1 protein-coding gene is annotated in these 1,205 nt (G+C 62.3%); it reads left to right on the forward strand.

Features of this window, described 5'->3' with window-relative positions; all coding sequences use genetic code 11:
* Positions 1-67 precede the first annotated feature (67 nt).
* Positions 68-1,173, forward strand: a protein-coding gene (locus K8I04_06785) for an IS3 family transposase (GenBank protein ID MBZ0071415.1) whose coding sequence is annotated in 2 segments (ribosomal slippage) — positions 68-326 and positions 326-1,173 — 1,107 coding nt in all. Because the reading frame shifts where the segments join, the coding sequence is not laid out codon by codon here.
* The last annotated feature ends 32 nt before the right edge of the window (positions 1,174-1,205 follow it).

Below are 1,205 nucleotides of genomic sequence, written 5' to 3' on the forward strand. Positions count from 1 at the left end.
CGACGTCACCCCCGGATTGAGTAGCACCGCGATTTAGAGTCCAATCCTAACCGGAAGGAGGTTGGACATGAAGAAGCGGTTTACAGAAGAACAGATCATCGGGTTCTTGCGGGAGGCGGATGCGGGAGTGAAGGTCAAGGACCTGTGTCGGCGTCACGGTTTCTCGGAAGCCAGTTACTACCTGTGGCGGAGCAAGTTCGGTGGTCTGGACGTCTCGGAGGCCAAGCGACTGAAGGCCCTGGAGCAGGAGAATGCGCGGCTGAAGAAGCTGCTGGCGGAGTCGCTGCTGGAGCAGGAGGTGACCCGCGAGGCGCTGCGAAAAAAGTGGTAGGCGCACCAGCTCGTCGCGAGCTGGTGCGCTGGATGTGTGACCGGGGATTGTCGGAACGTCGTGCCTTGACGGTGGCGCGCATGAGCGCGGGCAGCCTGCGATATCAGCCTGCCCCGGACCAGAATGTCGCGCTGCGGGAGGCGATCGTGACCCTGGCCCACCGCCATCGGCGCTACGGGGCAGGGATGATTTACCTCAAGCTGCGCCAGCAGGGGCAGGTGGTCAACCACAAGCGGGTAGAACGGCTCTATACCGAGGCCCGCTTGCAGGTGCGCCGGCGCAAGCGCAAGAAGGTGCCGGCAGGCGAGCGCCAGCCGCTGGTCAGGCCGGAGGCGGCCAATCAGGTCTGGTCCATGGACTTCGTGTTCGATCGCAGTGCGGAAGGCCGGGTCATCAAGTGCCTGACGATCGTCGATGATGCCACGCACGAGGCGGTCGCCATCGTGCCGGAACGGGCGATCAGTGGCCAGCAGGTGACGCGGATCCTCGACCGGTTGGCGGCAACCCGTGGTCTGCCACGGGTGATCCGAACCGACAACGGTAAGGAGTTCTGCGGTTGCGCCATGCTGACCTGGGCGCATGCCCACCAGGTGGCGCTACGGCTGATCGAGCCCGGCAAGCCCAACCAGAACGCCTACGTCGAGTCGTTCAATGGACGCTTTCGGGATGAATGCCTGAACGAGCATTGGTTCCTGACCCTGGCACATGCCCGAATCCTCATCGAAGCCTGGCGACGTGAATACAACGAGGAACGACCGAAGAAGACCTTAGGTGGGCTGACACCTACCGCCTACGCGAAGCAGTTAGCAGCGAAATCGACTACAGTGGCAACCGGACTCTAAATGTAAGTGCTACTCAAGATGGGGTGACGTCG

It is taken from the genome of Gammaproteobacteria bacterium (assembly GCA_019911805.1).
Taxonomy (GTDB): domain Bacteria; phylum Pseudomonadota; class Gammaproteobacteria; order Thiohalobacterales; family Thiohalobacteraceae; genus JAHJQQ01.